The following is a 22,549-nucleotide window of genomic DNA, read 5'->3' as shown; positions in this document are numbered from 1 at the left end:
CGCTTGCAATCATCGCGCTATGCTCTATGGGGATAGCCCGGACGTTCGATGTCAGGGGCTTGCGTCTAGCCGCCAAGGATACCAATCATGTTCAAAAATATGTCTATAGGTCAGAAGTTGAGCGCCGGTTTTGCGGTGTTGGCATTATTGGTGCTGGTCATCGCCGGATTTGGGATCTCCAGGCTCTCCTACCTGAATGCGAACACTCAGCTTATTGTCAATAACCTGGTGCCTTCCATTCGCTATGCCAGCCAAATGCACGTTGCGCTGCTGGATGCGCGTCGAGCCGAACTGGCCATGGTCATTGCGTTGACCAACAATGACCAGGCGGATATCGCCAAACGGAACGACAGTTTCTCGGATGCCAAGGCTCGCTTTCTAAAAGCGTTGTCGGATTATGGCCGTTTGGCTTTCAACGACGCAGAAGAAGAGCAGACCTATCGTGCCTTGCAACCAGCAGGAGAGGCCTATTTCAGCGCCCATGATCAGCTGTATCAAGCGGTCATGAACAACGAAGGCGCCAAGATTGGCGAGTATCGGGATGGCATTACCCGCACTACGTTGGACCAGACCACTCAGCTCACAATGACGTTGCGCGAAATTAACGACCGCATTGGTAGTGCCATGCATACCAGCAGTGAGCAATCATATGAGTCAGCCAAACTGCTCAGCATAGCGATTGGACTCGTGACGCTGCTTTTCGTGGTGTTGGTGGCTTGGTATCTGACTCAACAGATCAAGCGCCCGGTCAACGCGTTGCTGGAGGTGGTTGGTAAAGTGTCGGGAGGTGATCTGGCGACCCATCTTGACACCAGCCAGTTCAACAATGACGAACTGGGTCAACTGGCCAAGGGCTTTGGCGAGATGCAGAAAAACTTGCGCAATCTGGTCAGTGAAGTCTCCGGATCCGTGGTGCAACTGAGCTCAGCGGCCGAGGAGATCAGTGCGGTGGCCCGTCAGTCCGCCAACAACATGAACAGCCAGCAGCACGAGCTGAACCAGCTGGCCACCGCCATGAACGAGATGCAGGCGACGGTGCAGGAGGTGTCCCGCAACACCAGCGATGCCGCCAGTGCCGCCAGCGCCGCCAGCAGCACCGCCGAGCTGGGGGCCCGCACCGTCAACGACTCCATCAAGCGCATTGAGCAGGTGGCCGGTGCCATCGAGAGCACCGCCGTGGTGATTCATCAGTTAGGTGACGACAGCCGCAACATCGGCATGGTGCTGGAGGTCATTCGCGGGATCGCCGAGCAGACCAACCTGCTGGCACTGAACGCCGCCATCGAGGCGGCCCGGGCCGGGGAACAGGGGCGCGGTTTTGCGGTGGTGGCCGACGAGGTGCGCACCCTGGCGAAACGGACCCAGGACTCCACCTCCCAGATCAACACCATCATTGCCGAGCTGCAGCAGCGGGCCGAGCAGGCCGGCACCACCATGCAGCAAAGTCAGGACATGATGAACTCCACCGTCAGTACGGCGCGTGAGGCGGGGGCGTCCATCTCCGAGATCAGCGGCTCGGTGGAGAGCATCTCCCACATGAACATCCAGATCGCGACCGCCACCGAAGAGCAGGGGGCGGTGAGTGAAGAGCTCAACCGCAACGTGGTCAATATCAGCCATGCCTCGGAAGAGGTGGCGGCCGGGGCGACCCAGATGGCGCAGGCTTGCAACGACCTGAACCATCTGGCCACCCAGCTGCAGGAGCTGGTACGTCGCTTCCGGGTGTGATGAGGCGACGCTGACCCGACGGGCCCGGATCCGGGCCCGTTTTATTTATCCCCTGTGCATGGTCTGTCCAATCTCACCATCCCTTGTCCCTCCCGCCGTTCTTGGGCATGCTAATGGCCCCATTGGTTGGCAGGATTCTGGATGTATGAACCTTCGCGATCTCGAGTATTTGGTGGCGCTGGAAGAGGAGAAGCACTTTCGCAAGGCGGCGGAGCGCTGTTTCGTCAGTCAGCCGACCCTGAGCGGCCAGCTGCGCAAGCTGGAGGATGAGCTGGGGGTGATCCTGATCGAGCGCACCTCCCGCAAGGTGCTGTTCACCCCGGCTGGCGATGCCATGGCGCAGCAGGCTCGCAAGGTGCTCAAAGAGGTGCGCGAACTCAAGAGCATAGGCCAGCACTTTGCCGAACCCATGTCCGGCGAGATCCACATCGGCTTCATTCCCACCGTCGGCCCCTATCTGTTGCCCCACATCATCCAGGATCTGCGCGAACATTTTCCCAAGCTGGAGTTCTACCTCTATGAAGAGCAGACCCAGGTGCTGCTCAAACGGCTGGAAGAGGGGGAGCTGGACTGCCTGATCCTGGCCGAACTGGAGGGGATGGAAGGGTTTGGCTCCATCCCTCTCTACCAGGAGCCCATGTGGCTGGCGGTGCCCCAGCAGCATCCGGAGGCCAGGGCCAAGGCGGTGCCGCTCAGCAATCTGAAGGGCAAGAAGCTGTTGATGCTGGCCGATGGCCATTGTCTGCGGGATCAGGCGATGGGCTTCTGTTTTGCCGCCGGCATCGGCGAGGATCAGCGTTTCAAGGGCACCAGCCTGGAGACGCTGCGCAACATGGTGGCGGCCGGCAGCGGCATGACGCTGGTACCCAGGCTCGCTGTGCCAGCCAATACCGAGGAGGGGGGCGTGAGCTACCGGCCGGTGATCGATCCGGTGCCGGGGCGTACCATAGCGCTGCTCTATCGCCACTACTCGGTGCGCCGGCCCTGCTTCAACGAGCTGGCCGCCCGCATCTCGAGCCTGATGAAAAACCTGCTCGGCTGACGACAACGCATTCGTGTTCACCAAAAGAAAACCGGCGCCTTGGCGCCGGTTTTTGTCTGCTGCGGTTGCTTAGAAGATATCGTCGGTGGAGACGGGGCCGTCAGTGTCCGAGCCATCGCCGCCATAGACCTGATTGCCATCCGAGCTCTGGGTGGCGAAGCGGGTCGGTTCGGTGCCTTCCTTGAAGAACTCGTCCGTGCTGCTGCCATCGGTGCGGTTGGTCAGCAGGCCGGTTTCACGGTCGATGCGCACCGTGATGATCCCTTCCGGCACCGGCATCTTGCGCTCGGGGATCTGCTTGAGCGCCGTCTTCATGAAGTCGATCCAGATGGGCTGTGCGGCGCCGCCGCCAAACTCGGCCCGGCCCAGGCCACGCTGGTGGTTGTCAAAACCGATCCAGGAGGTGGCGACCAGGTTCGGGGTATAGCCGGAGAACCAGGCATCGCGCGACTCGTTGGTGGTCCCGGTCTTGCCCGAAATATCGTGGCGCTTGAGATCGCGAGCCGCCCGCCAGCCGGTGCCGCGCCAGCCATTGCCGCCCCAGATGGCGGTGGTCAGGGTATCGGTGACCAGGAAGGCGCTCTGGGCACTGATGGTCTGCGGCGCCATGTTGTTGGGCACGACGGGATCGATGGGGCACTGGGCCTTCCAGTCGGGGGCCGTATTGGCATAGGCATCCGCGCTGTCCAGACCGGCGGCGGCCAGTACGCCGCAATCACGGCAGGCGGCGGCCGGGTTGGCCTGATAGAGAGGCGCGCCGAAGCTGTCGGTCACCTCGGTAATGAAGTAGGGGGTGACCTGGAAGCCGCCGTTGGCCAGCACCGAATAGCCGCGCACCACTTCCAGCGGGGTGAACTCGGCCGCGCCCAGCGCCAGCGATTCGTTGGGCGAGATGGTGTCGCGGGCAAAGCCGAAGCGGGTCAGACCGTCGATATAGGTATCCAGCCCGATGGCGCGCATCAGCCGGACCGACATCACGTTCTTCGACTTGGCAAGACCAAGGCGCAGCGGTGTGGGGCCGTCATAGATAGCCGGGGAGTTCTTGGGCTGCCACATGGGGCCCTTGGAGGGATCCCACTGGTTGATCGGCGCATCGTTGATGAGCGAGGCCAGGGTATAGCCCTGCTCCAGCGCGGTGGCATAGAGGAAAGGTTTGATGTTGGAGCCTATCTGGCGACGTGCCTGATCGACCCGGTTGAACTTGGACAACTCGAAGCTGAAACCGCCGACCAGCGCCTCGATGGCGCCATCCTGCGGATTCATGGCCACCAGGGCGGCGTTGACCTCGGGGATCTGGGAGAGCAGCAGCTCTTCACCCTTCTCCCGTACCCAGATCTGGGCGCCGACCTTGAGTACGTCCCGTGCCGATTTCGGGGCAAAACTCTGACGATCGTCGGTGATGAAAGAACGAGCCCACTTGATGCCGTTCCAGCCAAGCTCGGCCTGTTTGCCGTTTTTCAGCACTATGGTCGCGCTCTTGTCACCCAGCTTGGTGACCACGGCGGCCATCAGCGGCTGATAGGTCGGCTGCTTGGCCAGATGGGCCATGATCTTGTCGTAATCCCAGTCGGCCTCGCCGCTCTTCCACAGCTGGGCGGTCACCCCCTTGTAGCCATGGCGGGTGTCATAGTCGAACACGCCGTCGAGCAGAGCCTGACGGGCAGCCCGCTGACGCTTGGCGGTGACCGTGGTGTAGACGTGCAGGCCCATGGTGTAGGCGTCTTCTCCAAACTGCTCCACCATCTTCTGGCGCACCATCTCGCCGAGATAGGGGGCGTTGAGGGTGGTCTCGGCACCGTGATAACGGGCCTTGATCGGCATCTTGGAGGCTTCGTCGAACTGGGCCTGGGTGATCTTGCCGGTCTCCAGCATGCGACCCAGCACCACGTTGCGACGGGCGAAGGCCCGCTCCGGCGAACGGATCGGGTTCAGCATGGAGGGGGCCTTGGGCAGACCGGCAATGATGGCGATCTCGTCCAGAGTGAGCTCTTTCACCTCCTTGCCAAAGTAGACCTGGGCGGCGGCGCCGACCCCGAAGGCCCGATAGCCGAGCGGAATCTTGTTGAGGTAGAGCTGCAGTATCTCGTCTTTGGAGAGGTTCTGCTCGATGCGCCAGGCCAGGAAGACCTCCTTGATCTTGCGCACCAGGGTCTTCTCGTTGCTCAGGAAAAAGTTGCGGGCAACCTGCTGGGTGATGGTACTGGCGCCCTGGCGTGCCTGGCCGGAGACGGCCCAGACGGTGGCAGCCCGCAGAATGCCGATGGGGTCGATGCCGGGGTGCTCGTAGAAGCGGGCATCTTCGGTGGCGAGCACCGCATCGATCATGGACTGGGGAATTTCATCCAGATGCAGGGGGATGCGACGAATTTCGCCAAATTGGGAGATCAATTCCCCATCCCGGCTGTACACCTTCATCGGGGTGGCCAGCTTGACGTCGCGCAGTGCGGTCACATCCGGCAACTGGGGCTTGATGTAGAAGTAGATACCGATGAGGCTGGCAACACCCAGCACAGCACCCAGCATCATGACAATAAACAGGCGTACGAGCCATTTCAGCATGGAAGAACTACCAATCGTCTTAAAATTAGCCAACGGGCGCAGAGTATAGCCCTTTTGCCTTCGTGAATTCGAGGTTTTCCTGACGACGGTCCGGCTCCTCGAGAAGAGGCGGGAGGTTAGCACTCTGCGACTCAATAACCAAGGGGAGGAGGGCGCGGCTCGGAAAGCGAGTTGCATCACTTTTCGGCATAAACTTTATGACATTGATAGATAGAGCATTTAGGATGAGTTAAGCCATCATCTTCTGATTAGCTGTCCTACAATCAATCCTAAAACCCATATAACGCATGGATGTGTATATGTTTGGGCTATTCAACAAGGGTTCTCTGCTTCCACTGGCAGGCATTGATTTTGGAAGTCAGACCATCAAGGCCGTGACCATCACCGGCCGTCCCGGCAAGCTGCACCTCGAATCCGTGGCGGAGGTTGCCACTCCCAAAGGCACCCTGGTCGATTATCAGCTGCAGGATATCGAGCGGGTCGGCCAGTCTCTCAAGGGCCTCAAGCGCCTCATCTCGGGCAGCAGCCAGTATGTGGCTACTGCCGTCACCGGCTCCAACGTGATCACCAAGGTCATTCAGGTGGATGCCAGCCTGAGTGAAAGCGAGCTGGAAAATCAGGTCCAGCTTGAGGCTGAACAACTCATTCCTTTCCCCCTCGATGAAGTGAGCCTGGATTTCGAGATCCTGGGCAAGGTCGCCGATCAGGAGCGCCAGGAGGTGCTGCTGAGCGCGGCCCGCACCGAGAGCGTGAATGGTCGGGTCACCGCGCTGGCGGAAGCCGACATGACCACCAAGGTGGTGGATGTCGGGGCACACGCCTTGGGGCGGGCGGTACTCGCCTGTCTGCCTGAGCTGCAGGAGTGGGACAAACCGGTCGGTGTCATCGACATCGGCGCCAGCGCCATGACATTTGCCGCGCTGGTGAAGGGGGAGGTGATCTACTCCCGCTTGCAGAACTTCGGTGGCGACCAATACAGCCAGGCACTGGCCTCTTTCTACAGCCTCTCTCTGGATGATGCCGAGCAGGCCAAGCTGCAGGGCAAGTTGCCGATCGATCACGAGCTGGATGTGTTGCTGCCCCACATGAATGCGTTGCTGCAGCAGGTGCGGCGCAACGTCCAGCTATTTTGCAGCTCTTCCGGCCACCGGGAGCTCTCCAAACTGGTGTTGAGCGGAGGGGGCAGCTTGCTGCCCGGGCTGGCGGCTCAGATTGGTAACGAGCTCAGCTGCGAGGTGTTGCATCCCGATCCCTTTACCCTGTTCGGCAAACCCAAGGGAGAGGTCGCGGCCCATGGTGCCAAGTACATGACGGCGCTGGGTCTGGCATTGAGGAGCTTCACGCCATGTCAAATATAAACCTCCTTCCCTGGCGTGAAGCCAGGGCGCTGCGTCAGAAGAAGCAGTTCGGCGTCATGTTAGGTATCTTCATGGCCATCACGGCATCCCTCGGTTTTGCTGCCGACTGGCTGGTGGAACAGCAGATCGGCCATCAGCAGCAGCGCAACCAGCGCCTGCAGCAGGAGATGACCATACTCGATGCCCAGCTTGGCGAGATCCGCCTGCTCAAGGAGCGGCGCAAGGAGCTGATTGACCGCATGCAGCTGATCGAGCATCTGCAGATGCGTCGCAACCTGCCGGTTCGTCTGTTCAACCAGCTGCCTTCGTTGGTACCCAATGGGGTGTATCTCAATACATTGGCCCTGCAGGACAACCGGATCGACGTGAACGGCAAGACCGAAGCCTATGGCAGGGTGGCCAGCATGATGCGTCGCATCGATGGTTCCGGCTGGCTGGGACAGTCGCAGATCAGCACCATCTTTGCGGCTGACGTGGCACCTGTTTCGCTCAGCCAGTTTTCCATGATGTTCAAGGTCGCCGTGGCGGCTGGAGCCAGCCTCGAGATGGCTAAGGGGCAGAAATGAACCTGCAACAGCTCAACGAACTTGATTTCAACAACATTGCCAGCTGGCCCAAACTGGCCAAGGGGATCTTCATCCTGTTCTTCTGCGCCCTGCTTGGGGGCGCCATCTATTACTACGTGATTGCCAAGTCGCTGACTCTGTTGACCCAGGAAACCGACAAGGAGGCGGAGCTCAAGTCACAGTTTGAGAGCAAGGCGATGCTGGCTGCCAATCTCGGTGCCTACAAGGCGCAGATGGTGCAGCTTGAACAACTGGTCGATACCCAGCTAAAACAGCTGCCCAATACCCATGAAGTGGCCGGGCTGCTGGATGACATCAGCTTCATCGCCACCGACAACGGCCTCAAGCTGAATCGCATCAACTGGGAGCCGGAGATCAAGCACGAGTTTTCCACCGAGCTGCCCATGCAAATAGAAGTGGTGGGCACCTATCATGAGATCGGCAAGTTCACGGCTGACATGGCGGCCTTGCCAAGGATCGTCATTCTGGAGTCGTTCACGCTGGGTCAGGGCAAGGAGCAGGATGATATGATCGCCATGTCGATGCTGGCCAAGACCTATAAATATAACGGCAAGACGGTGGAGCAGAAAAAATGAGGATACTCTGCGTTCTGTTGCCGGCATTGTTGCTGACGGCCTGCGGCGGTCAGGATGACATGGATAATTACGTGGCCGAGGTGAAGGCCAGAAAGCCGGTCCCCATTGAACCGCTTCCCGAAATAAAGCCCTTCTCTCCCATGGCTTATCATCTCAGTGATCAGCGCAGTCCCTTCATCGCTCCCCAGCCCGAGGCCAGCAGTGCCAAGACGGATGCCAAGGTGAAACCGGATTGCGCCCAGATCGTCGCCAACAGAGAGAAAGAGGTGCTGGAGAACTATTCACTGGCCAGCCTGAGCATGCAGGGTTCCCTTGGCAAGCAGGGGCAGCTGTGGGCCCTGATCAGAACGCCGGATGGTCAATCCATCCGGGTGGGCCTCAACCAGCATATGGGGCTGGATCAGGGGCGGGTGATCAGGATCACTGACACTTATGTGGATTTGATTGAGACTATACCGGACGGCAAGGGATGCTGGGTGACTCGAGAAACCCAGCTGGGCATGGCCAATCTTGAAGCAAAACGATAATCAGGGATGAACTGCGATGAGAACAACAATAGGTAAGGCAACCAGAGTGGCCCTGCTGTTTTGCGTCGGTGCATGGGGCCAGGCCTGGGCGGTGGCCACCCTGCAGGAGGTCAAAGTCAATCCGCTGATGGCCGATCAACTGCTGCTGGAGCTGAGTTTCAGTGAACCGGTCAGCGGGTTTACCGATCGGCTCTCCTATGAACCCAACCAGTTGCTGCTGCATGTGCCGGGGGCGGTGGGGGCACTCAATGTGAATCCCCTGCCCATCAAGCAGCAGGGGGTGGATAACATCAAGGTAGAGGGCAAGGGTGCGGGTCTCGATATCAAGATTGCGCTCGATCAACTGACTCCCTATCAGGTGCACCAGCAGGGCAACAAGCTGTTGGTTGCATTGGGGGACAAGGCGGCCATGCCGCTGCCAACCACGACCTCTTCCTCCGGGATGGTGGCCCGCCAGCAGAGCTCGTCCGCCCTTATCAATACCCAGCCGGCAACTTCGTCGGCCTTGATCAACAGCCAGCAGCTTGCCCGCCAGAGTGCTCCGGTGGTGGCGCCGGTTGCCAGCAAACCTGTGTTGCCAACCCCGCAAACTTCGGCCAGTGGCGCTTACTTCAACTCCGTCAAAGGCGTGGATTTTCGACGTGGCAAGGACGGACAGGGGGAATTTCTGGTGACGCTGGATAACAGCTCAGCCGCCGTGGACGTCAGCAGCCGCGGTCAGACTGTGCTGGCCAAGTTTCACGGCACTCGGGTTCCGGACGACCTGCTTAATCTGATCAATGTGCAGGATTTTGCCACCCCTGTTTCTCAGGTTGAGGTGTTTCGCCAGGGCAATGACACCCTGTTCGAGCTGTCGGTCAATGGCCAGTTTGATTATCGCTACGACCAGGCAGACAAGATGTTCATCGTCGAGGTGAAAAAGCGCACCGCAGCGAGTGCCGGCAAGCAGTATCAGGGCAAACCCATCTCTCTCAATTTCCAGGATATTCCGGTCAGAACCGTGTTGCAGCTCATCGCGGATTTCAACAATCTCAACCTGGTAACCACGGACTCGGTGTCGGGCAACATCACCCTGCGGCTGGATGGGGTGCCCTGGGAGCAGGCCCTCGACATCATCTTGAAGGTGCGTGGACTCGACAAGCGGCTCGACAACAACATTCTGCTGGTTGCACCGGCAGAAGAGATTGCCGCCCGCGAGAAACAGCAGCTGGAGAGTCGCAATCAGGTCGCCGATCTGGCTCCGCTCTACACCGAATACCTGCAGATCAACTATGCCAAGGCATCCGAGGTGGCGGCGCTGCTTTCGTCTGAAAGCACCAAGCTGCTCTCTGCCAAGGGGGCGGTGAGCGTGGATGAGCGGACCAACGTGCTGGTAGTCAAGGACACCGCCGACGTCATCAGCAACATCAAGCGCATGCTGGATATTCTGGATATCCCGGTCAAGCAGGTGGTGATCGAAGCGCGCATGGTGACCATAGACGACGGCTTCGACGAGGCACTCGGGGTGCGTTGGGGGGTGACCAAGAACGACGGTCACGGCAACAGTACCTCGGGCTCCATCGAGGGCAATGATGGTTCTGGCAACAACAACGGTGGCTCGACCATTACCCGTCCCGGGGTGGACGATCGGCTGAACGTCAACCTGCCGGTGACCAACGCCGCCGGTACTCTAGCCTTCCAGGTGGCGCGGCTGGCGAACGGCACCTTGCTGGATCTCGAGTTGTCGGCACTGGAGAAGGAGAGCAAGGCCGAGATCATCGCCAGTCCCCGGGTGACCACGGCCAACCAGAAGCCGGCGCTGATCGAACAGGGGACCGAGATACCCTATGTGGAATCCTCCTCCAGCGGGGCTACCTCGGTCACCTTCAAGAAGGCAGTGCTGAGTCTCAAAGTGACACCGCAGATCACCCCCGACAACAGGGTGATCCTGGATCTGACCGTGACCCAGGACACCAAGGGTGAAACCGTACCTACCGGTACCGGTGATGCCGTCTCCATCAACGCCCAGTCGATCACCACCCAGGTGCTGGTCAACAATGGCGAGACGCTGGTGCTGGGCGGTATCTATCAGCAGACCATTACCAACGATGTGACCAAGGTCCCCCTGCTGGGTGATATCCCGGGTCTGGGGGTGCTGTTTCGCAAGACGACCAGCGCGAACAAAAAGCGGGAGCTGCTGATTTTCGTGACACCGAAGATAGTCACCGAGACTTTCTGAAGACTTTACATGTGAAGGTAAAACACATATAACCTTACGCCCCAATGAGGCTGGGGCGTAAGGGCTGCGGTTGCCAGTCCTGATTTCTATTGAGATAATCCCCCTCCTGATCCATCGCAAGATAAGGTTCATAGGTACCCCGATCGAGAGTTTGTCGGGGTCGTACAGTTTGTAATTACTAACGAAAAGACATGGCTGAGAAACGCAATATTTTCCTGATAGGTCCCATGGGTGCGGGCAAGAGCACCATAGGTAGACATCTGGCAGAACAACTGCATATGGAGTTTTTCGACTCAGATCATGAGATTGAGCGCCGCAGTGGTGCCGATATCGGCTGGGTGTTCGATGTTGAAGGCGAAGAGGGTTTCCGGATCCGCGAAGAGAAGGTCATTGGTGACCTTTCCGAACAGCAGGGTATCGTGCTGGCAACGGGTGGCGGTGCCATCAAGAGCCGTGAAACACGCAACAAACTCTCTGCTCGCGGCATCGTGGTGTACCTCGAGACCACCATTGAGAAGCAGCTGGCCCGGACGCAACGTGACAAACGTCGCCCGCTGCTGCAAACCGAAGAGCCGCCGCGCGAGGTACTCGAGCGTCTGGCGCAAGAGCGCAACGCCCTGTACGAAGAAGTGGCTGACTTTGTCATCCAGACTGATGACCAGAGCGCAAAAGTTGTTGCCAATCAAATCGTCAAGTTGATCGGCATGTAATCAAGAGGACGTCCATGGAAAGGTTGAAGGTCGAACTGGGTGAACGCAGCTATCCCATCGAGATAGCGGCAGGTCTGTTGCAGCATGCAGAGGTGCTGACGCAAACCATCAAGGGCAAGCGGGTCATGATAGTGACCAACACCGTTGTCGCCCCCTTGTATCTTGAGCGCATTACCCAGCTGCTGTCCGGTTATCAGGTTGAACACCTGATCCTGCCGGATGGCGAGGCCTACAAGAACCTGGCAACCTTCGAGCGGATCATGTCCGCTCTGCTGGAAACCAACCATGGCCGTGATACCACTCTGATCGCCCTGGGGGGCGGTGTGATAGGTGACGTGGTCGGCTTTGCTGCGGCAAGCTACCAGCGTGGCATTCCTTTCATTCAAGTGCCTACCACACTGCTCTCCCAGGTTGACTCCTCCGTCGGCGGCAAGACCGCCGTCAACCATCCTCTCGGCAAGAACATGATCGGGGCCTTCTATCAGCCCAGACACGTGGTCATCGACACCGAGTGCCTTCAGACCCTGCCTGCCCGTGAATTCGCCGCCGGCATGGCCGAGGTGATCAAGTACGGCATCATCTGGGATGTCGAATTCTTCTGCTGGCTCGAAGCCAACATGTCCCGTCTGCAGGCGCAGGAGCCGGCCGCGCTGGCCTATGCCATCCGCCGCTGCTGTGAAATCAAGGCCGATGTGGTCGGTCAGGACGAAACCGAACATGGCGTGCGTGCCCTGCTCAACCTGGGTCATACCTTCGGCCATGCCATCGAAGCCGAAAAGGGCTACGGCAACTGGCTGCACGGCGAAGCCGTGGCGGCGGGCACCATGCTGGCTGCCTGGACCGCACTGGCCCGTGGCGATGTGACCGAGCAGGACGTAGCCCGCATCAGGGCGCTGCTGCTGGCGGCCAACCTGCCGGTACAGGCACCGCCCGAGATGGATTTTGCCGCCTTCATTCGCCACATGCGCCGCGACAAGAAGGTGCTGGAAGGCAAACTGCGTCTGGTGCTGCCGGTTGGCATCGGTCATGCCCAGGTGGTGGCCGATGTCTCCGATGCTGAACTGCTGGCGGTGATCGAGTCTGGTCGTGACAAATAAACTGCTGAAGCTTCCTTCCCAGCGGCAGCTGGTTGACCGGCTGCTGCATCTGATTGAATTCAATCATCCTTTCATTTTTCTTTCCGGCAAACCCGGCAGTGGTCGCGGCACCTTGTGTCAGGCCATGCTCGATAGCCTGCCTGAAAAAGTCCGCGTCGCCAGCCTGATCGGCAGTCCGGCCATGAAGATGGTGGACGTGCGCCAGTTGTTGCTGCCCCAGGTGGTGGCCCGCCCGCTGTTCAATCCACAGGATGCGCTGGCAGACAGCTTCTTTCGCATGCTGGAGGGCAAACCGGCCACCCTGCTGCTGCTGATCGAACGGGCAGACGAGCTGCCGGCCGAACTGGTTGGCGAGCTGTGGAGTCTGTGCCGCCACAACGACACCCTGGCTGTGCCCCATCAGCTGGCGATCATGGTGTCCGGCAGTGACGTCTGGTGTCGCACCCAGAAGGCGTTGCTCAAAGGGCGTGCCATGCCGGCACTGGAGCTGGAAGTCGCGCCGCTGAGCGCCCCCGAACAACGCATCTTCTTGTATGAGAAGGCCAAAGAGCTCAAGATCCCGACAGCCCTCTTGCCCAAGCCGAAAGTGGAAGAGATCCTGAAAGTGGCGAATGGACATCCGTCCACCATCATGCAGTTACTGGAGGATATCATGACCGACAGAAGGCCCAAGAAACGTCAGGCCGAGTTGCCCGTCAAGAAGATTGCGACCCTGCTGGCACTGGTTGCCGGCGGCCTGTTGGCCCTGAGTTATCTGCTGCCGGCCCTGTTCAGCAGTGACGACAAAGGGGCCGTGTCTGAACCCGCCCAGAGCACGGCGCTGCCGATCCCCGTGTCGGGTGGCGATCCGCTCACCGTCGGCGGCAACAACAGTAGCCAGAACGGCAATCAGAGTGTGAACAATGATGGTGCCGCCACCAATCAGGGTGGTGTGGTTCGTGACTGGCAGCCCGATGCCAAGGCCTTGCCCAAGGCGGTGGAGAGCGACACGGTTACCACCAAATCGACCAACTACGAGGGGCGCCGGGTGGTGATCTCCGACGAGGTGGTCGAGAAGCTGATGAAGCAGCCCAACGTCAGCGGAGCCCTGCCCACGGCGGTGGTGGATGAGCTGACCGGTGCCGATTCCCGGGCGGCAGCCACCCAGGATGCGCCTGCCAAGCAGGCGGCCACACCTAATGCCACCGCCCAGCCGGCAACAGCCGCCAAGACCCAACCCGCGCAGGCTACCAGCAAGCCGGTGGTCAAACCGGCCGCCGCCGAGCCGGTGGCGACTCCTGCACCCAAGGTCGCGCTGACTCCCGCCGCCACCCTGAACAAGAAGCCGCGCAGCCATTACAGCATCCAGCTGATGGGGGCGAGCAACACCAAGGCGGTCGACAAGTTCGTGGCCGAGAATGGCCTTGCCGGCAAGATCTGGGTCTATCAGACCCAGTTCCGCGGCAGCCCCTGGTATGTGGTGCTGCAGGGGGACTATGCCAGCAGCAACCAGGCCAAGGCCGCCATTCGCAAGCTGTCGCCCGCCTTGCTGAAGGGTCAACCCTGGCCCAAGTCGTTTGCGCAGGTACAAAAAGAGTTGAAGCAATAGCCATTTTGGCCGGGAAGGGGGTAGAATCGTCCCCCTTTTTTGGTCGATGCCTTCTTAACACCGGATTTCCATGAAAAAAACACGCGCTTTTTTAAAATGGGCCGGGGGAAAATACTCCCTGGTTGAAGAGATTGCCGAGCGTTTGCCGGCCGGGCGTGTGTTGCTGGAGCCCTTCGTCGGGGCCGGGTCGGTGTTTCTCAACACCGACTACGACGCCTATGTGCTCAACGACATCAATCCGGATCTGATCGGGCTTTACAACCACCTCAAGCAGACGCCGGACAGCTTCATCGCCGAGGCGCGCAAGCTGTTCGTGGCCGAGCACAACCACAAGGCCGCCTACTACCGGCTGCGAACCCAGTTCAATCAGGCCGATACCAGTTTCGAGCGTGCCCTGTTGTTCCTGTTTCTGAATCGGCACGGTTTCAACGGCCTGTGCCGTTACAACAAGAAAGGGGGCTTCAACGTCCCGTTCGGTTCCTACAAGAAACCCTATTTCCCGGAAAAAGAGCTGTGGGCCTTCGCCGAGAAGGCACAGAAGGCGACCTTCATCTGTGAAAGTTATGCCGACGCCATCCAACGCGCCGAAGAGGATTGGGTCATCTATTGCGATCCGCCTTATGCGCCGCTCTCCACCACCGCAAGCTTCACCACCTATTCGGCCGGCGGCTTTACCCTGGACGATCAGGCCGTGCTGGCCAGACTGGCCCGCCACACCGCGGCGCGCAAAGGGGTGCCCGTACTCATCAGCAACCACGACATCGAGCTGACCCGAGAACTCTATCGCGGTGCCCGCCTCGACGAGATCTTGGTCAAACGCACCATCAGCCGCAACGGTGGCACCCGCAACAAGGTAGCCGAGCTGCTGGCGCTCTATCCGCCCGGCATCGAGCCGGAGCAGGGCTACTACCCGAGCGACGCCGAACTGGCGCCACTCGGCTGAGACAGACAGCACCTTGGGTGCCGTTTTTTATGTCTCCCGCGGGTGATGATGGCATTCGCTTTTTCCATACCGTGTGCGGGTCGTTTTCGGCGCTCGTTTGCGGTAAAATTGCGCCGCTTTTTCTGCCACGCTGCCAATGGATGACGCTGATGAAAGACTTTCTGATTGCCCCCTCGATCCTCTCCGCCGACTTTGCCCGTCTGGGGGACGATGTCGCCAAGGTGCTGGCCGCCGGTGCCGACGTGGTCCATTTCGACGTGATGGACAACCATTATGTGCCCAACCTGACCATAGGCCCCATGGTCTGTCAGGCACTGCGTGACTACGGTATTGAAGCCCCCATCGACGTGCACCTGATGGTCAAGCCGGTGGATCGCATCATTCCCGACTTTGCCAAGGCCGGTGCCTCCCTCATCACCTTCCACCCGGAAGCGTCCGACCACGTCGATCGCTCCCTGGGACTCATCAAGGAGCAGGGCTGCCAGGCCGGTCTGGTGCTGAACCCGGCCACCCCGCTCACCTGCCTGGAATACGTGATGGACAAGCTGGACGTGATCCTGCTGATGTCGGTCAACCCGGGCTTCGGCGGCCAGAGCTTCATTCCCGGCACCCTCGACAAGCTGCGCCAGGTGCGCCGCCTGATCGACGAGAGCGGCCGCGACATTCGCCTCGAGATCGACGGTGGGGTCAAGGTGGAGAACATCCGTGAAATTGCCCAGGCGGGTGCCGACATGTTCGTGGCCGGCTCTGCCATCTTCAGTCGTCCGGACTACAAGGCGGTGATCGACGAGATGCGGGCGGAGCTCTCTCATGTCAAACGCTGAACGTGATTTTGACCTGGTGCTGTTCGATCTGGACGGCACCCTGATCGACAGCGCTCCGCAACTGGCGCTGGCGGTCAACCGTACGCTGACCGAACTCGGGCTGGCCGAGGCCGACGAGGCCGTGGTGCGGACCTGGGTCGGCAACGGTGCCGACAAGCTGATCCAGCGGGCGCTGGACTATCGCGCGGCGCCCGAGCTGTTTGCCGGCGCCCGTCCGCTGTTTGACCGTCACTATCAGGCCTGCCTGCTGGAAGGGCTGGCCATGTATGACGGGGTTGAGCAGAGCCTGCGCCGCCTGCAGGCGCTGGGCTACCGGCAGGGAATCGTGACCAACAAGCCGAGCCACTTCGTGCAGCCGATCCTCGATGCCCTCGGCATCGCCGATTGCTTCGCGCTCTGGCTGGGGGGCAACTGCGTGCCGGTCAAGAAACCGAGCCCGGAACCGCTGCTGCTGGCCTGCCACGAGCTGGGCGTCAGCCCGTCGCGCACCCTGATGGTGGGCGACTCCGAAAATGACGTGCTGGCCGCCCAGGCTGCCGGCATGAAGGTGGTGGGGCTGACCTACGGCTACAACTATGGCCGTCCCATCGCAGATTCCCGCCCGGACTGGGTATGTGAACAGTTTGCCCAGCTCGACGCGCTGCTGGCCGAATAAGCTGGCCAGGCAGGCCGAATAACAAGGATCAACACTCTGATGACTAAACCTATCGTATTGAGCGGGGCCCAACCGTCGGGCCAGCTGACCATCGGCAACTACATGGGGGCCCTGCGTCAGTGGGTCAACATGCAGGATGACTTCGACTGCCTCTACTGCATCGTCGATCTGCACGCCATCACCACCCGCCAGGATCCGGCCGCCCTGCGCAAGGCCTGCCTGGACGCCGCCGCCCTCTATCTGGCGGTGGGGATCGATCCGGCCAAGAGCACCGTCTTCATCCAGTCCCACGTGCCGCAGCACGCGGAGCTTGGCTGGATCCTGAACTGCTACACCCAGATGGGCGAGCTGTCGCGCATGACCCAGTTCAAGGACAAGTCCGCCCGTTTCGAGAACAACGTCAACGTCGGCCTGTTCGGTTATCCTGTGCTGATGGCGGCCGACATTCTGCTCTATCAGGCCAATCAGGTGCCGGTGGGCAACGACCAGAAGCAGCACCTGGAGCTGACCCGCGACATCTGCACCCGCTTCAACAACCTCTACGGCGAGGTGTTCACCCTGCCGGAGCCCTTCATTCCGACCGAAGGCGCCCGGGTGATGAGCCTGCAGGATCCGACCAAGAAGATGTCCAAGTCGGACGACAACGAGGCCAACTTCATCGGCCTGCTGGAAGATCCCAAGCAGATCGTCAAGAAGATCAAGCGCGCGGTGACCGACTCCGATGAGCCGGCGGTGGTGCGTTTCGATCCGGAGAACAAGCCGGGGGTCTCCAACCTGCTGACCCTGATGTCCGGGGTGACAGGTCGCTCCATCCCCGAGCTGGAACAGCATTTCGAAGGCAAGATGTACGGTCACCTCAAGACCGAAACCGCCGAGGCCGTGGTTGCCTTGCTGGAGCCGATCCAGGCGCGCTTCCACGAGCTGCGTCAGGATGAGGCTCATCTGCAGGCCATTTTGGCGGCAGGTGCACAAAAGGCGCGGGAAAGGGCTGAAAAAACCTTGGCCAGCGTATATGATGTAGTCGGCTTCGTTCCTCGAGCCTGACATACTGGGAAGGTGTAGTAGAAGAGAGCTGGGTATTTGCCTGGCTTTCTTTGTTTTACCCGACCTGCTATTCGTTGTTTTCATCTTCCAATTTCAAACGCGGGCGTCTGCCCCAAGAGTTAGCATGTCTGTCGAATCAAATACCACGATTGAAGAGTTGGGTGACAAGGGTCACTGGCTGCGCAAGTTCCGCAAGGCCAAGAACCTGCATACCCTGCAACTGATGGTCTCCAACGCCATCGACAAGCACCACAAAATCCCCGCCATCGCCGCCGCCATCTACCTGGCCGAGTGCCAGCGCGAGCGCGAGATGGAGCAGGGCCGCTATCTGGATCGTTAATTCTCTGCCCTGGTTGACCCATGCTGTTGTTGATCGATAACTACGACTCCTTTACCTGGAATCTGGTGCAATATTTTGGCGCCCTGGGACAGGAGGTGGTGGTGAAGCGCAATGACGAGCTGACGCTGGACGCCATCGCCCGGCTCTCTCCCCGCTATCTGGTGATCTCTCCCGGCCCCTGCACGCCAAACGAGGCGGGCATCTCTCTGGCGGCCATCTCCCGTTTTGCCGGCCAGCTTCCCATCCTCGGCGTCTGTCTCGGCCACCAGTCCCTGGCGCAGGCCTTTGGTGCCCGGGTGGTGCGTGCCCGTCAGGTGATGCACGGCAAGACCTCGCTCATTCGCCATCGGGGGGAGGGAGTCTTCAAGGGGCTCAACGACCCGTTGCGGGTCACCCGCTACCATTCGCTCATCGTGGAGCGCGACACCCTGCCCGATTGTCTCGAGATCACCGCCTGGAGCGAACATGCCGACGGCAGCCCGGACGAGATCATGGGCCTGCGCCATAAGCAGTTGAATCTAGAGGGGGTTCAGTTCCATCCGGAGAGCATTTTGAGCGAACAGGGCCATCAATTGCTGGCCAATTTTCTGGCAAATTCCTGACAAGTCGTGATCGGCCTCTCAAAATCGTGATGAGGCCAAAAATATTTTCCCTGACACTTTATTCACCTGCCTCCCTGTCCAAATTATCTCTTGCCAACACCCCCTGAGCCGTTATGCAATGCGGTTGCCTAAAATCTCACGGGCAATCGAACATTGTTCCCTGTAACGCGCTTTGTTGCAGACTTTTAGCTTTTTTTCTGTGACAATGCCGATGTGTTTACATGGATTTAACTTTTGGGCGGTGGATTATTCTGTCGCCAGATCGAAGGAGAGCAATATGTCAGAGTTGTTGGCAGTGACACGTGAAGTGTTTGATGAAGTGATGGTTCCCAACTATGCGCCCGCCAAGATCATCCCGGTGCGTGGTGAAGGGTCACGTGTCTGGGATCAGGAAGGCCGTGAGTATGTGGACTTCGCCGGCGGGATCGCCGTCAATGGCCTGGGCCATTGCCATCCCAAGCTGGTAGAGGCCCTGAAAACCCAGGGCGAGAAGCTGTGGCACCTCTCCAACGTGATGACCAACGAGCCGGCTCTGCGCCTGGCCAAGAAGCTGGTCGCCGCTACCTTCGCCGACAAGGTCTATTTCTGCAACTCCGGTGCCGAAGCCAACGAAGCCGCCCTCAAGCTGGCCCGTCGCTACGCCATCGAGAAGTTCGGCGCCCACAAGACCCAGATCATCGCCTTCCATCAGGGTTTCCACGGTCGTACCTTCTTTACCGTCAGCGTCGGTGGCCAGGCTGCCTACTCCGATGGTTTCGGTCCCAAGCCCGCTGACATCACCCACGTGGCTTACAACGATCTGGCCGCACTGGCCGAGGTCATCTCCGACAATACCTGCGCCGTGGTGATGGAGCCGCTGCAGGGCGAGGGCGGCATCATTCGTCCCACCGACGAGTTTGCCAAAGGGGTGCGCGAGCTGTGCGACCAGCACAACGCCCTGCTGATCTATGACGAAGTGCAATCTGGCGTCGGCCGTACCGGCGATCTGTTTGCCTACATGGGTCTGGGCGTCACGCCGGACATCCTCACCAGCGCCAAGGCACTGGGCGGCGGCTTCCCCATCGGCGCCATGCTGACCACCACCGAAATCGCCTCCCACCTGAAAGTGGGCACCCACGGCTCCACCTACGGCGGCAACCCGCTGGCCTGCGCGGTGGCCGAGGCGGTGATCGACGTGATCAACACCCCGGAAGTGCTCAGCGGCATCAAGCAGCGCGAGCAGCTGTTCCGCGAAGGGCTGGAAGCCATCAACGCCAAGTACCACTGCTTCAGCGAAGTGCGCGGCAAGGGTCTGCTGCTGGGCGCCGTGCTGAACGACGACTACAAGGGGCGTTCCCGCGACTTCCTGCTGGCCTCCATCGATCAGGGTCTGATGGCGCTGGTTGCCGGCACCAACGTGGTGCGCTTCGCGCCGTCCCTGGTTATTCCGGAAGCGGACATCAAGGAAGGTCTGGCCCGGTTCGAGAAAGCGGTTGCCCAGGTGGTTAACGCCTGATCCAAATTGAGGTGGGGAACCCGCCCGGCAGGAGCCGGGCCCCCACCTGTCGTCAATGAAAGGGAGTTGTCATTTATGTTGGTTATCCGTCCCATCGAGCAAAAAGATTTTGCCGGTCTCAAGACCTGTGCCATCGAATCCGGCACCGGCATGACCTCGTTGCCCGTCAACGATGAACTGCTGCAGCGCAAGATAGACGCCTCCACCCAGACCTTTTCGGACAAGCCTGCGGGCAAGGGTGACTGCCTCTATTTCTTCGTCGCCGAGGATCTGGAGACCGGCGAAATGGTCGGTACCTGCGCCATCGATGCGGCCGTGGGCCTGTCCCAGCCGTTCTACAACTATCACATCGGCAAGGTGGTGCACTCTTCCCCCAAGCTCGGCATCTACAACGTGGTGGAGACGCTCACCCTCTCCAACGACTACACCGGCAATTCCGAGCTCTGCACCCTGTTTCTGCGCGAATGCGCCCGCGAGGGGCTCAACGGCCGTCTGCTCTCCAAGCACCGCTTTCTGTTCATGGCCGAACACCCCGAGCTGTTTGACGAAACCGTCTTCGCCGAGATGCGTGGCGTCTCCGATGGCGATGGTCACAGCCCCTTCTACGAGTGGCTGCAAAAGCATTTCTTCTCGATGGATTTTCCCACCGTCGACTATCTCACCGGCATCGGCAAGAAGCGTTTCATCGCCGAGCTGATGCCCAAGTACCCCATCTACGTCAATCTGCTGAGCAACGAGGCGCGCGCCGTCATCGGTCAGACCCACGAGAAGACCCGCCCGGCCATCAAGATGCTGCAGGACGAAGGATTCGTGAATCGCGGCTATGTCGACATCTTCGATGCCGGCCCCACCGTCGAGTGCGACGTGAAGAACATTCGCAGCGTGCGCCGCAGCCAGAAGCTGCGGGTACTGGTGGGCGAGCCCATCGGCGGCAAGACCCACCTGATCTGCAACACCCGCTACGAGCACTACCGCGCCTGCTACGGCAACATCCGGGTCGATCTCGACAAGCACGAGGCCATCATTCCGCCCAAGATGGCGGCGGCGCTCAAGGTGCAGGATGGCGACATGGTGCGTGCCGTCGATCTCGACTGATCCGGCTGGCGACGAAACCGAATATGAAACAGGCAGCCTCGGCTGCCTGCATACCACAGGGAGTGATTGGATGACTCATTTAGTGCAGTTTATCGACGGTCAGTGGCTGGCCGGTGAAGGCAAGCCGTTCGAATCAAAGGATCCGGCCAAGAATCAGGTGATCTGGCAAGGGGAGGCCGCCAGCGCCGCCCAGGTCGATGCCGCCGTCAAGGCCGCCCGCCAAGCCTTCTATCATTGGTCCGATCTGGCCCTCGACGAGCGTCTGGCCATCGTGCGCCGCTACGCCGACCTGCTTGGCGAGCACAAGGAGGCGCTGGCGCTGACCATCGCCCGCGAGACCGGCAAGCCGCTGTGGGAGACCCGTACCGAGGTCGCCGCCATGCAGGGCAAGATTGCCATCTCCATCCGCGCCCATGACGAGCGCACTGGCACGGTGGAGAACCCCATGCCGGGCGCCAAGGCATTCGTGCGTCACAAACCCCACGGTGTGGTGGCGGTGTTCGGCCCCTACAACTTCCCGGGCCACCTGCCCAACGGCCATATCGTGCCGGCGCTGATCGCCGGTAATACCGTGGTGTTCAAACCCTCCGAGCTGACCCCCATGGTCGCCGAGGCCATGGTCAAGGTGTGGCAGGAGGCGGGACTGCCCAAGGGCGTGCTCAACCTGGTGCAGGGCGAGGTGGACACCGGCAAGGCGCTGGCCGGCAACCCGGACATCGACGGCCTCTTCTTCACCGGTTCGTCCCGCACCGGCCACTTCCTGCACCAGCAGTTTGCCGGCCAGCCGGGCAAGATCCTGGCCCTGGAAATGGGTGGCAACAACCCGCTGATCGTGAAAGACGTGAGCGACATCGACGGCGCCGTCCATGCCATCGTGCAATCCGCCTTCATCACCTCGGGCCAGCGCTGCACCTGTTCCCGTCGCCTGTTCGTCGAGCGCGGTGCGCGGGGCGATGCTCTGGTCAAGCGCCTGGTGGAGGTAGTCGGCCAGATCAAGGTCGGTCACTACGATGACGAGGCTCAGCCCTTTATGGGCGCCATGATCAGCGAGAAGGCAGCGCTCGGCATGGTCGAGGCGCAAGCCAACCTGCAGCGCCTCGGTGGCGAGAGCCTGCTCACTCTCAAGCACCTGGATGAGGGCACCGGCTTCGTCTCCCCAGGCATCATAGATGTCACTGCGGTCAGCGCGCTGCCGGATGAAGAGTACTTCGGCCCGCTGCTGCAGCTCATTCGCTACGACGACTTCGATGCCGCCATCGACCAGGGCAACGCCACCAGCTTCGGCCTCTCGGCCGGCCTGCTCGGCGACAGCGAGGCGGACTGGAACCACTTCTTCAAGCGCATTCGCGCCGGCATCGTCAACTGGAACAAGCCCATCACCGGCGCCTCCAGTGCCGCCCCGTTCGGCGGCATCGGTGCCTCCGGTAACCACAGAGCGAGCGCCTACTACGCCGCCGACTACTGTGCGTATCCGGTCGCTTCCGTCGAAGACAGCAAGGCCGCCATGCCGGATCAGCTGTCTCCCGGCCTGAGCTTCTGACAACAACGAAAAGGGGGCACCT

At 60.3% G+C, this 22,549-nt stretch carries 20 protein-coding genes; 19 read left to right on the top strand and 1 reads right to left on the bottom strand.

Annotated features, from left to right (window positions below; genetic code table 11):
- The first annotated feature begins 87 nt into the window (after positions 1-87).
- Together I6L38_RS13525 and oxyR are read left to right on the top strand one after the other, a co-directional pair.
- Positions 88-1,728 carry a methyl-accepting chemotaxis protein gene (locus I6L38_RS13525; RefSeq protein ID WP_017764994.1) on the top strand — a complete coding sequence of 547 codons (1,641 nt, stop codon included), beginning with the start codon at positions 88-90 and terminating at the stop codon, positions 1,726-1,728.
- A 145-nt stretch (positions 1,729-1,873) separates the two neighbouring features.
- Positions 1,874-2,770 (top strand): DNA-binding transcriptional regulator OxyR, encoded by an 897-nt coding sequence (gene oxyR / locus I6L38_RS13520; protein ID WP_201881658.1) that lies wholly within the window; start codon positions 1,874-1,876, stop codon positions 2,768-2,770.
- A gap of 69 nt (positions 2,771-2,839) precedes the next feature.
- Here the strand turns inward: oxyR and I6L38_RS13515 are convergent, their stop codons facing one another.
- Entirely contained in the window at positions 2,840-5,329 is a 2,490-nt protein-coding gene (locus I6L38_RS13515; RefSeq protein WP_043171188.1) for a penicillin-binding protein 1A, read from the bottom strand.
- Between the two features lie 287 nt (positions 5,330-5,616).
- Here I6L38_RS13515 and tapM point away from each other — a divergent pair, with 287 nt between their 5' ends.
- From tapM to astD, 17 genes are all read left to right on the top strand, one after another.
- Positions 5,617-6,687, top strand: coding sequence for a PilM family type IVa pilus assembly protein TapM (gene tapM / locus I6L38_RS13510; protein ID WP_017787953.1), 1,071 nt, complete (start codon positions 5,617-5,619; stop codon positions 6,685-6,687).
- Positions 6,675-7,253: a PilN family type IV pilus biogenesis protein TapN gene (gene tapN, locus I6L38_RS13505; RefSeq protein WP_201881661.1), complete on the top strand. Its 579-nt coding sequence runs from the start codon at positions 6,675-6,677 to the stop codon at positions 7,251-7,253. Before tapM ends, tapN begins: the two co-directional genes overlap by 13 nt.
- Positions 7,250-7,849 (top strand): PilO family type IV pilus biogenesis protein TapO, encoded by a 600-nt coding sequence (tapO, locus tag I6L38_RS13500; protein ID WP_216988633.1) that lies wholly within the window; start codon positions 7,250-7,252, stop codon positions 7,847-7,849. Before tapN ends, tapO begins: the two co-directional genes overlap by 4 nt.
- Complete coding sequence (locus tag I6L38_RS13495; protein WP_005298376.1) at positions 7,846-8,376, top strand: pilus assembly protein PilP; 531 nt, start codon at positions 7,846-7,848, stop codon at positions 8,374-8,376. The genes tapO and I6L38_RS13495 overlap by 4 nt, the downstream gene beginning before the upstream one ends.
- 16 nt (positions 8,377-8,392) lie before the next feature.
- The gene (locus I6L38_RS13490) at positions 8,393-10,594 is read left to right on the top strand and encodes a type IV pilus secretin PilQ (protein ID WP_201881663.1); all 2,202 of its coding nucleotides are present in this window, start codon (positions 8,393-8,395) and stop codon (positions 10,592-10,594) included.
- 191 nt (positions 10,595-10,785) lie between these two features.
- Entirely contained in the window at positions 10,786-11,304 is a 519-nt protein-coding gene (gene aroK, locus I6L38_RS13485) for a shikimate kinase AroK (protein WP_005298388.1), read from the top strand.
- A 14-nt stretch (positions 11,305-11,318) separates the two neighbouring features.
- A complete protein-coding gene (gene aroB, locus I6L38_RS13480) occupies positions 11,319-12,401 on the top strand; it encodes a 3-dehydroquinate synthase (RefSeq protein WP_216988632.1) in 1,083 nt (360 codons plus the stop codon).
- Positions 12,391-13,989 carry an SPOR domain-containing protein gene (locus tag I6L38_RS13475; RefSeq protein ID WP_216988631.1) on the top strand — a complete coding sequence of 533 codons (1,599 nt, stop codon included), beginning with the start codon at positions 12,391-12,393 and terminating at the stop codon, positions 13,987-13,989. Before aroB ends, I6L38_RS13475 begins: the two co-directional genes overlap by 11 nt.
- A gap of 70 nt (positions 13,990-14,059) precedes the next feature.
- Positions 14,060-14,932 carry a Dam family site-specific DNA-(adenine-N6)-methyltransferase gene (locus I6L38_RS13470; protein ID WP_017765003.1) on the top strand — a complete coding sequence of 291 codons (873 nt, stop codon included), beginning with the start codon at positions 14,060-14,062 and terminating at the stop codon, positions 14,930-14,932.
- 149 nt (positions 14,933-15,081) lie between these two features.
- The gene (gene rpe, locus I6L38_RS13465) at positions 15,082-15,756 is read left to right on the top strand and encodes a ribulose-phosphate 3-epimerase (RefSeq protein WP_010633199.1); all 675 of its coding nucleotides are present in this window, start codon (positions 15,082-15,084) and stop codon (positions 15,754-15,756) included.
- On the top strand, positions 15,743-16,411 hold the full coding sequence (locus I6L38_RS13460; protein ID WP_017765004.1) for a phosphoglycolate phosphatase: 669 nt from the start codon (positions 15,743-15,745) through the stop codon (positions 16,409-16,411). The genes rpe and I6L38_RS13460 overlap by 14 nt, the downstream gene beginning before the upstream one ends.
- A gap of 39 nt (positions 16,412-16,450) precedes the next feature.
- A complete protein-coding gene (gene trpS, locus I6L38_RS13455; protein ID WP_005298400.1) occupies positions 16,451-17,455 on the top strand; it encodes a tryptophan--tRNA ligase in 1,005 nt (334 codons plus the stop codon).
- 124 nt (positions 17,456-17,579) lie between these two features.
- The gene (locus I6L38_RS13450; protein WP_005298403.1) at positions 17,580-17,795 is read left to right on the top strand and encodes a hypothetical protein; all 216 of its coding nucleotides are present in this window, start codon (positions 17,580-17,582) and stop codon (positions 17,793-17,795) included.
- A gap of 20 nt (positions 17,796-17,815) precedes the next feature.
- Positions 17,816-18,397 (top strand): aminodeoxychorismate synthase component II, encoded by a 582-nt coding sequence (locus I6L38_RS13445; protein WP_216988630.1) that lies wholly within the window; start codon positions 17,816-17,818, stop codon positions 18,395-18,397.
- A 277-nt stretch (positions 18,398-18,674) separates the two neighbouring features.
- A complete protein-coding gene (locus tag I6L38_RS13440) occupies positions 18,675-19,892 on the top strand; it encodes an aspartate aminotransferase family protein (protein ID WP_005298407.1) in 1,218 nt (405 codons plus the stop codon).
- A gap of 75 nt (positions 19,893-19,967) precedes the next feature.
- Positions 19,968-20,987 (top strand): arginine N-succinyltransferase, encoded by a 1,020-nt coding sequence (astA, locus tag I6L38_RS13435; protein WP_005298408.1) that lies wholly within the window; start codon positions 19,968-19,970, stop codon positions 20,985-20,987.
- A gap of 70 nt (positions 20,988-21,057) precedes the next feature.
- Positions 21,058-22,527 (top strand): succinylglutamate-semialdehyde dehydrogenase, encoded by a 1,470-nt coding sequence (gene astD, locus I6L38_RS13430; RefSeq protein ID WP_216988629.1) that lies wholly within the window; start codon positions 21,058-21,060, stop codon positions 22,525-22,527.
- Positions 22,528-22,549 lie beyond the last annotated feature (22 nt).

It is taken from the genome of Aeromonas sp. FDAARGOS 1408 (assembly GCF_019048665.1).
In the GTDB taxonomy this organism is placed as follows: Bacteria; Pseudomonadota; Gammaproteobacteria; order Enterobacterales; family Aeromonadaceae; genus Aeromonas; species Aeromonas dhakensis.
The sequence above is the reverse complement of the archived record's forward strand: the minus strand, read 5'-3'. Positions and strand labels throughout refer to the sequence as shown.

Excerpts from the sequence above, each read along its gene's own strand:
- I6L38_RS13450 (WP_005298403.1), top strand. The coding sequence starts at position 17,580 with ATGTCTGTCGAATCAAATACCACGATTGAAGAGTTGGGTGACAAGGGT.
- I6L38_RS13490 (WP_201881663.1), top strand. The coding sequence starts at position 8,393 with ATGAGAACAACAATAGGTAAGGCAACCAGAGTGGCCCTGCTGTTTTGC.
- I6L38_RS13470 (WP_017765003.1), top strand. The coding sequence starts at position 14,060 with ATGAAAAAAACACGCGCTTTTTTAAAATGGGCCGGGGGAAAATACTCC.
- trpS (WP_005298400.1), top strand. The coding sequence starts at position 16,451 with ATGACTAAACCTATCGTATTGAGCGGGGCCCAACCGTCGGGCCAGCTG.
- I6L38_RS13515 (WP_043171188.1), bottom strand. The coding sequence starts at position 5,329 with ATGCTGAAATGGCTCGTACGCCTGTTTATTGTCATGATGCTGGGTGCT.
- I6L38_RS13495 (WP_005298376.1), top strand. The coding sequence starts at position 7,846 with ATGAGGATACTCTGCGTTCTGTTGCCGGCATTGTTGCTGACGGCCTGC.
- astD (WP_216988629.1), top strand. The coding sequence starts at position 21,058 with ATGACTCATTTAGTGCAGTTTATCGACGGTCAGTGGCTGGCCGGTGAA.
- oxyR (WP_201881658.1), top strand. The coding sequence starts at position 1,874 with ATGAACCTTCGCGATCTCGAGTATTTGGTGGCGCTGGAAGAGGAGAAG.
- aroB (WP_216988632.1), top strand. The coding sequence starts at position 11,319 with ATGGAAAGGTTGAAGGTCGAACTGGGTGAACGCAGCTATCCCATCGAG.
- aroK (WP_005298388.1), top strand. The coding sequence starts at position 10,786 with ATGGCTGAGAAACGCAATATTTTCCTGATAGGTCCCATGGGTGCGGGC.
- I6L38_RS13440 (WP_005298407.1), top strand. The coding sequence starts at position 18,675 with ATGTCAGAGTTGTTGGCAGTGACACGTGAAGTGTTTGATGAAGTGATG.
- tapO (WP_216988633.1), top strand. The coding sequence starts at position 7,250 with ATGAACCTGCAACAGCTCAACGAACTTGATTTCAACAACATTGCCAGC.
- I6L38_RS13445 (WP_216988630.1), top strand. The coding sequence starts at position 17,816 with ATGCTGTTGTTGATCGATAACTACGACTCCTTTACCTGGAATCTGGTG.
- tapN (WP_201881661.1), top strand. The coding sequence starts at position 6,675 with ATGTCAAATATAAACCTCCTTCCCTGGCGTGAAGCCAGGGCGCTGCGT.
- I6L38_RS13525 (WP_017764994.1), top strand. The coding sequence starts at position 88 with ATGTTCAAAAATATGTCTATAGGTCAGAAGTTGAGCGCCGGTTTTGCG.
- rpe (WP_010633199.1), top strand. The coding sequence starts at position 15,082 with ATGAAAGACTTTCTGATTGCCCCCTCGATCCTCTCCGCCGACTTTGCC.
- I6L38_RS13460 (WP_017765004.1), top strand. The coding sequence starts at position 15,743 with ATGTCAAACGCTGAACGTGATTTTGACCTGGTGCTGTTCGATCTGGAC.
- tapM (WP_017787953.1), top strand. The coding sequence starts at position 5,617 with ATGGATGTGTATATGTTTGGGCTATTCAACAAGGGTTCTCTGCTTCCA.
- astA (WP_005298408.1), top strand. The coding sequence starts at position 19,968 with ATGTTGGTTATCCGTCCCATCGAGCAAAAAGATTTTGCCGGTCTCAAG.